This window comes from Stenotrophomonas sp. G106K1 (assembly GCF_037969685.1).
GTDB lineage: Bacteria > Pseudomonadota > Gammaproteobacteria > Xanthomonadales > Xanthomonadaceae > Stenotrophomonas > Stenotrophomonas lactitubi.
The window spans coordinates 285,765-295,456 of the sequence record NZ_JBBPFR010000003.1; the positions used below are offsets into that span (position 1 = coordinate 285,765).

Here is a 9,692-nt window from a genome sequence, read left to right on the forward strand (position 1 = left end):
GTGAAATGAACAGCATCTATCGCCTGGTTTTCAACCGCGCGCTGCGCGTGTGGCAGGTCGCTTCGGAACTGGTCAAGGGCGGCGGTGGCCTGGTCGGCCAGGTCGCTGGCCGGCAGAGCGCCGCGTTGACGCCGCTGGGCTTCGCGCTGATGTGCTCGCTGGGCTGGGTCAGCCTGGTGCCCTTGGCGCAGGCACAGTCGGCCGGCCACATCGTGTCCGATCCCAATGCGCCCGGCCGTGAGCGCCCTACCGTGGTGACCGCGCCGAACGGTGTGCCGATGGTCAACATCACCACGCCGTCGGCCGGTGGTGTCTCACGCAACCGCTATTCGCAGTTCGATGTCGGCCGCGAGGGCGTGATCCTCAACAACGCGCGTGGCCAGGTGCAGACGCAGCTGGGTGGCTGGGTGCAGGGCAATCCGTGGCTCGCCACCGGCAGCGCGCGGGTGATCCTCAACGAGGTCAACGGCCCGGCCAGCCGGCTCAATGGCTACGTGGAAGTGGCCGGACAGCGCGCCGAGGTGATCATCGCCAATCCTGCCGGCATCCAGGTCAACGGTGGCGGTTTCCTCAATGCCAGCCGCGTCACGCTCACCACCGGCACGCCGGTGTTCAGCGGCAGCGGTTCGCTGGAAGGTTATCGTGTCAGTGGTGGTGCGATCGAGGTCAACGGCGATGGCCTCGATGCCAGCCGCGCCGACTACACCGACCTGATCACCCGATCGCTGAAGGTCAACGCCGGCATCTGGGCCAACCAGCTGCAGGCCTCGCTCGGCAACAACGTGGTCAGCGCCGATCACAGCCAGGTGACCGCTACCGCGGCCAGCGGCGAGGCGCCGAGCTTCGCGCTGGACGTGGGCGCGCTGGGCGGCATGTTCGCCAACAAGATCTGGCTGGTCGGCAATGAACACGGCGTGGGTGTGCGCAATGCCGGCAGCATCGGTGCGCAGGCCGGCGAACTGGTGGTCACGGTGGACGGCCGGCTGGAGAACACCGGCGCGCTGCAGTCGCTGCAGAACGTGCGTGTGCAGGCGAGCGGCGATGTGGCCAACAGCGGCACGATAGCCGCTACGCGCGAGGCTGCAATCACTTCCGGCGGCACGCTGGACAACAGTGGCGGCAAGCTCAATGCACAACGCCTGCAGCTGCAGGCGCAGGGGCTGCGCAACCGTGGCGGTGCCATCGAGCAGACCGGCGTGCAGGCGTTGAGCCTCAACGCGGGCAGCGTGAGCAATCGCAGCGAAGGCCTGATCGGTGCGCTGGATGCGGTGGCGTCGGGTGGTACCGGTGGTACCCCCGGCAGTGGTGCCTCGCCGGGAAGCGGCGGAACGCCAGGTACCGGTGCGCCGGGTACCGGCACGCCAGGTACGGGTGCCCCTGGTACCGGCACGGGCGGTACGCCGGTGACGCCGGTGATTCCGTTGGCTGCGGGTGTGCTGGACATCGCCGGCCTTCTCGACAACGACGGCGGCAGCATCAGCAGCGGCGGTCGTGTTTCGCTGGTCGCCGGCAATGGTCTGGACAACAGCGGAGGCCGCCTTGGCGTGGCCGCGCTGCAGGCCACGGGCGATCTGAACAACGATGGCGGCACCCTGCAGGTGCATGGTGACGCCGCGCTGCAGGTGGGCGCGCTGTCAAACCAGAAGGGCACGCTGAGCGTGGCCGGTACACTGCAGCTGGAGGCACAGTCGCTGGACAACCGGGCAGGTGAGCTTCGCCATGCCGGCAGTGCAGCATCGGCCTGGTCGGTGCACGGCACGTTCAACAACGACGGTGGCCTGCTGGCCAGCAATGCCGAGCGCCTGACCCTGGGCGCAGGTCGGGTCTCCAACGCGGGTGGTCGCATCGAGCATGCCGGTGACGGCGGCATGCTGCTGACCACCGGCGACTGGACCGGTGCCGGTGGCCGCCTGAGCACGCTCGGTCGCCTGGACTGGACGGTGGGCAACGCGGACGTGCGCAATGGCACGCTCACTGCAAAGCAGTTCCAGGTCGTCGCCGGCACGCTGGACAACCGCGGTGGCAACCTGCTGTCGCTGGGCAACCAGGGCAGCACGCTGCGCGCCGGTACGCTGGACAACAGTGCCGGTGGCACCGTGGCCGGCAATGGCGATCTGCATCTGACAGCGACCACGCTGGACAACAGCAAGGGCCTGCTGCAGCAGGCAGGCAACGGCTCCCTGCGCGTGCACGCCGATACCCTGCATGGCAGCGAAGGCCGCCTGCTCAGCAACGGCGACCTGACGCTGACCGGTGGCCAGCTGGATGTGAGTGGCGGCACCACCTCCGCCCAGAGCGTGCAGATCAACGCCGATGGCCTGCGCAATGCCGGTGGCCAGATCGTCTCGCTCGGCACTTCCGAGCTGACGCTGGATGTGCGCGGAACCTTCGACAACCAGGGCGGGCAGGTGCTCGGCAATGCGGGCCTGCGCATCGACGCGGGCCGCATCGACAACCAGAAGGGCACGCTGCAGTCGGCCGGTACCCAGGGCGCGATGCTGAGCGTGCGCGACGATCTGGACAACAGCGCCGGTACGATCTCCGGTAACGGCCTGTTGCAGATTCAGGTCGGCAGTCTGCTCAACCAGGGCGGCAAGGTACTGGCTGCGGGTAGCGGACTGTTGCAGGTGCAGGCCCGCGAACTGCTGGACAACCGCAACGGCGGCCGCCTGGCCGGCACGGGCGACGTGCTGCTGCAGGCGGCGCGGCTGGACAACCGCAGCGGTGCAATCGAGCACGCAGGCAGCGGCACGCTGCAGATCCGCGCCGATGCGCTGCAGGGCGCAGCGGGCCGCATCCTCAGCCAGTCGTCGCTGACGCTTGAGGGTGGAGAGCTGGTGCTGGGTGCCGGCAGCACCACCCAGGCCGAGCGCATTGCGATCAACGCCGAACACCTGGGCAACGCCGGCGGCAACCTCAGCGCCACCGGCAGCGATGCGCTGCAGCTGCGCGTGGCGCAGACCGTGGACAACAGCGGCGGCACGATCGCCGGCAACGGCGCGCTGGACGTACAGGCCGGTGAACTGCTCAACCGCAAGGGCACGCTCAGTGCCGCCGGTACGGCCGACAGCACGTTGCAGGTCACCCGGACGCTGGACAACCAAGAAGGCACCATCGCCAGCAATGCCAACCGGCTGACCATCAGCGCCGCGCAGTTGGACAACACCGCTGGTGCCATCCGCCAGGCGGGCAACCAGGGCCTGGACATCACCACGAGCCGCCTGGATGGCAGCAAGGGCACGCTGGTGTCCGCGGCCACGCTGACCCTGCGTGCGGACGAGGTGGACCATCGCGAGGCAACGCTGGGCGCGGATCGCTTCGACATCGAGGCCGGAACGCTGGACAACGCCGGTGGCCGCATCATTGCCAGTGGCGAGGGCGCCAGCCGCATCAGTGCCACCTCACTGGGCAATGCCGGCGGTACGCTGGCCAGCAATGGTGATCTGACGCTGCATGCGCAGACGCTGGACAACAGCGCAGGCAAGATCCAGCACGCCGGCAGCGGGCAGCTGCAGGTGCTTGCACAGACCCTGATGGGAACCGGCGGCAGCGTACTCAGCAATGGCACGTTCGTGCTGGAGGGCAAGAACCTCGATCTGTCGAAGGCGACCACCTCGGCGCGCCGCATCGATATCACTGCCGATAGCCTGAGCACGGCCGGCGGTGCGCTCACTGCCACCGGCGAAGAGGCGCTGCGCCTGCGCGTGCAGGGGCTGCTGGACAATCGCGGCGGCTCACTGGCCAGCAACGGTGTGCTCGACGTTGCCGCACAGCAGCTGATCAATGCGCAGGGCACCCTGCAGGGGGCCGGCAGCGGCCGTTCCACCCTGGCCATCGGCCAGACACTGGACAATCAGACTGGGCGCATCCTTCTGGGGGGCACCGGCACGATCACCGCGGCCAGCGTCGACAACCGCGGCGGTACCGTCCACGCCGGCGGCAGCGAACTGGTGCTGGGCATCGACGGTCGTCTCGACAACGGCAGCCAGGGGCTGCTGTCCAGCGCCGGTGCGATGACGCTGGACGCTGCCAGCCTCGACAACCGGCACGGCACGGTGGTGGCAGGCAAGGACCTGTTGCTGACCACGGTTGCAGGCGCGGACAACAGCGATGGCGCGATGCAGGCCGGCGGGCTGCTGCAGCTGCAGGCCAACGGCCTGGACAACCAGCGCGGCACGCTGCTGGGCGGCCAGCTGACCGTCGATACCCGTGGCCAGCGACTGGACAACCGCGGTGGCACGCTGGGTACACAGAAGGGTGCGCTGAGCGTGCACAGCGGCGCACTGGACAACCAGGGCGGCCGGGTGCAGTCGGCCGCCGATCTGCGCATCGATACCGCTGGGCAGGCCATCGACAACCGGGCCACCACCAGCAGTGGTGGCCTGTTGGCGGCCGGCACGCTGCGGGTGGACGGTGGTGCACTGGACAACCGCGGTGGCACGCTGAACGCACAGGGCGATGCGCGGCTGCTGCTGGTCAGTGTCGACAACAGCGCCGGCGGTACGCTTGCCAGCGCGGCGGGCCTGTCGCTGCAGGCGACGACGCTGGCCAATGGCGCCGGGCGCGTGCAGGCCGGGCGCAATCTCGACCTCACCCTGAGCGGGCACCTGGACAACACGGCCGGCGCGATTGCCGCCGGTCAGTTGCTGACCCTCACCGCAGCCAGCGTCGACAACCGCAACACCCGCGGCGGCGATGGCACCCGCGGCCTGCAGGCGGGCCAGCTGCAGTTTGGAGCGCAGTGGCTGGACAACAGCCAGGGCCAGATCGTCACCGATGGCGGCGCCCGGCTGCAGGTCAACGGCCAGCTGCAGAACAACGGGGGTGTCATCACCACCGGCGGCAACCTCGACAGCAGTGCCGACAGCGTTGCCAACAGCGGCGGCCTGCTGCGGGCCGATGGCAGCCAGACCCTGGTGGCGCGTGCGCTCAGTGAGGACGGCCAGGTGCATGCCCAGCGCGACCTGAGCCTGACCCTGCAGCAGGGCCTGAGCAACCGAGGCGAATGGGTGGCCAACGGCACGCTGGCCCTGCACCTGTCCGGCGACCTGGACAACCAGGGCGTGCTGCGCGGCGGCAACCTCGACCTCAACGCGCAGAACATCACCAACGCGGCCAACGGCGAGATCTCCAGCGAAGGCGTTACCCATCTCAATGCCCGCGGCCAGCTGACCAATCGCGGCCTGATCGACGGCAAGGTGACTCACCTTGAAGCCGACGTGCTGGACAACCTCGGCACCGGCCGCATCTATGGCGACCACGTGGCGATCTCCGCCGGCGTGCTGAAGAACCATGCCGAGGATGCCAACGGTGCCACCCGCGTCGGCACCGTGGCCGCGCGCGAGCGCCTGGACCTGGGCGTGCGCGAACTGCAGAACACCGGCAAGGGCCTGATCTACAGCGGTGGCGATGCGGCCATCGGCGGATCGCTGGGGGCTGACCGCATTGCTGCGGGCACGGCGGGCAGGATCGACAACATCGGTTCGATCATCGATGTGAGCGGCAACCTGGCGATCGATGCGGGTGTGATCAACAACATCCGTGAGAATGTGGTCATCACCCAGACCACCACGGTGAAAGCGCCAGTGCGCATGGATCGACCGGCATGGTGGCGCAACGGCAAGAACGGCACCGAGAACATCCGCAGTACCAGCCACTACAGCGCGCACGAGGTCTATTACCTCAATCCCGCCGACATCCTGGAGGATACGCCGCACATCACCCCTGACGGCTTCACCGTACACCGTGCGGTGGTGCGCCTGACCGCACAGACCAGTGCGTACTTCTTCGGGCGCGGCGGGCTCTATGCCGGCCTCGGCGAGCGTTCGCGCTTGAACGTGCAGGACGGCACCGTGGTCATGTACTACGTCGGCCGCCAGGATAACCAGATCAATCCCGACCAGGTCGCCAGCGGCGCGGATGATCCGTTCACCGAGCTGAGCGGGCTGCATCCGGATGCACCGCCCTTCCGCTACGTCGACGACAAGCTGACCTATTCCAACGCCTATGGCACCTGCACCACCAACTGCGTGCAGCTGTGGACCTACAAGGACTATGCTCCTGACCAGCACCTGACCAATCCGCGCGGCTCCGGCGGCAACAATGTCAGCAGCAACGAGCAGTACCGCATCGCCACGCAGACGGTGACCGAGGATGTTCTGGGCCCGGGCGTTGGCGCCGATGCGGTCATCCGCTCCGGTGGTGCGATGCGCCTGCGCACCGATGATCTGCGCAACCACTACGGCAGCATTGCCGCCGGTGGCAATCTCGATATCGTCGGACTGAGCGGGGCAGCCAAGGTTGAGAATCTGGCGGCGACGCTGTATCGCACCCACGCATTCAACAACGTGGGGCATACCTTCTCCGGCGATCTGGTCACCTGGAGCAATCCGGCAATTTCCGAGGTGACCGGAAAGATCGGTGGCAGCATCACCAGTGGTGGCACGCTCACCATCGACGTGGGCGATCTCAGCAACCTCAACCAGGGCCGCAACGCGCCCAACGTGCAGGATGGCGCGGCAATGGCCAACCTCAACGTGCAGGGGCCGAAGACACTGCCGGACGGCCCTGGCCACGGTGGTGCACAGGGCCCGGGCCATGCCGGTGGAACAGGTGCGGAGCGCGCGCTGGCGCAGGTGGCCGATGCGGCTGGCACGCAGCAGGGCGGCACGGTGGGCGGCATCGCCGGCAACGGCGCCGCATCCGGGGCGCGCGTTGTTGCGGCCGCCGGCGGCTCGCCGGACCGCATCGCGATGGGCGCGCCGGACACCCGTGCACCCACGGCCAGCCTGTTCAACGTCAACCGCAATGGCGGCAACTATCTGGTTGAAACCGATCCGCGCTTCACCGACCACAAGACCTGGCTGAGCTCGGACCACCTGCTGGGACAGATGGGCTACTCGCCCGATACCGTGCAGAAGCGGCTGGGTGACGGCTACTACGAACAGAAGCTGGTGCGCGAGCAGATCGGCGAGCTGACCGGACGCCGCTTCCTTGATGGCTACGCCAGCGATGAGGCGCAGTACCGCGCGCTGCTGGAAGCCGGCGCTACCGTGGCCAGCGAATGGGGCCTGCGGCCGGGCGTGGCGCTGACCGAGGCGCAGATGGCCCAGCTGACCAGCGACATTGTCTGGCTCGTCGAGCAGACCGTGACCCTGGCCGACGGCAGCACCACCACCGCACTGGTGCCGCAGGTGTACCTGCGCCTGCGCCCGGGTGACCTGGACGGGCAGGGTGCGCTGCTGGCCGGCGCCAATGTCGATATCAAACTGGCCAATGGCCTGGTCAACACCGGCGACATCGCTGGTCGCAAGCTGGTGACCATCGATGCCGGCAACATCGAACACCTGGGCGGCAGTATCTCCGGCCAGTACGTCGGGCTGTCATCGGACAAGGACATTCGAATCTCCGGTGCGACCGTCACCGCCACCGATGCGCTGTCGGTGCAGGCGGTGGGTAACGTGACGGTGGCTTCCACGGTGGAAACGCAGCGGGGTGGTGGCACCTATCAGTACGAAACCAACCGCATCGATCGGGTCGCCGGCTTGTATGTGACCAATCCCAGCGGCGACGGCATGTTGTCGGTGGTGGCCGGCGGTGACATCAGCCTGCAGGCCGCGCAGATCCGCAACGCCGGCACCGATGGTCTTACCCAGTTGGCGGCAGGTGGGAATCTGGATGTCGGCGCGATTGCGCTGGACGAGCGCCGCGACGCCACCTTCGACGACCGCAACCACCAACGTAGCAGCAAGACAACGCACGTTGCCACGTCGGTACAGGGTGGTGGCGATGTAGTGCTCGCTGCCGGCAAGGACATCAACCTCGCTGCTGCGCAGATCAAGGCCGGTGGAGGACTGGCGCTGCAGGCCGGCGGTGACATCAACAGCCAGGCACTGGTGGACAGTGAGAGCCGCGACTTCGCCAATGCGGGCAAACGCAGCTCGCGACAGGTCAGCCAGAGCGATGAGACGGTGCGGGGGAGCACGCTGCAGGCGGGGGGCAATCTGCTGCTGAGCGCAGGCCGCGACGTGAACCTGACGGCCGCACTGGTCGACAGCAGCGATGGCGCAGTCAGCGTAGCTGCCGGCCGCGACGTCAACCTGCTCTCGGCCAACGAGACGCACGACTACAGCCTGGACAGCTACGAGAAGAAAAAGAAGACGCTCTCCAGCACTACTACCACACGTAGCGTCGACAACAGCGATAGCTATGCCATCGGTACGGCGATCCAGGGCGAGAGCATCAACATCACTGCCGGTCGCGATCTGACCGCAGTCGGTGCGGTGGTCGATGCCACCGGCAACGTGATTCTGGGGGCGGGCAACAATGTACTGATCACCGCCGCCGAGGACCATCACAGCAGTGAGTCCAGCCAGAGCAAGAAGAAATCCGGCATTACAGGAGGCTTTGGCAACGGCGTGGCATCGGTGGGCTACAGCAGCGCGAAGAACAGCAGCACCAGCGCCGAGCAGTCCACCACCCAGGTCGGCTCGGCCATCGCCTCGCGCGAAGGCAACGTGCTGATCAACGCCGGCAACCAGCTGACGATTGCCGCTTCGGACGTTGCCGCTGGCGAGAACCTGACACTGGTGGGCAAGGACATCGCGCTTCTGGCGCGGCAGGACACCACGGACAGCCAGTCCAGCCAGGCGAGCAAGTCCAGCGGATTCTCGGTGGGCGTGACCTATGACCCGACCAAGGCCTACCGCAGCGCCCGCGATTCGACCACGGACGGCATGGCCGACAGCGGCTCGGCGATGGGACGGATCACCCGCACCGTTGAAGGCGCAGCATCCGGCCTGCGTGCGGCCACCACCTCGACCGTGGTGACCGCCGGCAGCCAGCGCTCCAACAGCGAGCAGAGCCATTCGACCAGTGACGCCCGTGTCAGCCAGCTGGCTGCAGGAGGCGATCTCACGCTGATTGCCAACGGGGGCTCGATCCTCAGCCAGGGCACGCAGATGTCGGCCGAGGGCAACGCCGTGCTGCTGGCCACCAAGGACATCGTGTTCGACGTGGCCCACAACACCGAGCGCAGCGACAGCAGTAGTCGTGGCAAGGGCTGGGGCCTGGCCAACAACACAAGCGGCCTGCCGTTTGGCACCAACAACTCGCAGAGCGACGGCAGCGGCAGCAGCGACACCATCACCGGCACTCAGTTGTCGGTGGGAGGTGGCGTGCGCATGGCCACCACCGAAGGCAACATCAGCCTGACCGCGGCCAACATCGCCGCCGAGAAGGACGTGAACATCCGTGCTGCCGGTGATCTGCTGGTGCGTAGCGGGCAGGACACGGTCAGCAACGCCAATACGTCGGACAGCAAGGCGATCGGTTCGGTACAGATTTCCGATACCGAAAAGTTCTCCGGCTGGCACCGCGAGCAGCACCAGGACGACAGCGCGCAGGTGTCACAGGTGGCCAGCAGCATCGGCAGCCTGGGCGGCAGCGTGAACCTGACGGCTGGCGGCAAGTACACGCAGACGGCCAGCAACGTGGTGGCCGCCAAGGACGTGAACATCACTGCTGCCGAGATCGAGCTGCTGACCGCCGACGAAAGCGGTCATTACTCGCAGAGCGACAAGGACCTGAAGATCGGCGTGTTCGCGCGGGTGAAGTCGCCGCTGATCGACCTGATCAACAACGTGGACGCAGCCCGCCAGTCCGATGATCGTCTGCAGAAGATGCAGGGCATG

General features: G+C 67.4%; 1 protein-coding gene. It reads left to right on the forward strand.

Features of this window, described 5'->3' with window-relative positions:
- Positions 1-5: 5 nt before the first annotated feature.
- Positions 6-9,692, forward strand: a 9,687-nt coding sequence (locus WKB25_RS05330) for a hemagglutinin repeat-containing protein (protein WP_340569120.1), incomplete at its 3' end; no start/stop codon positions are given.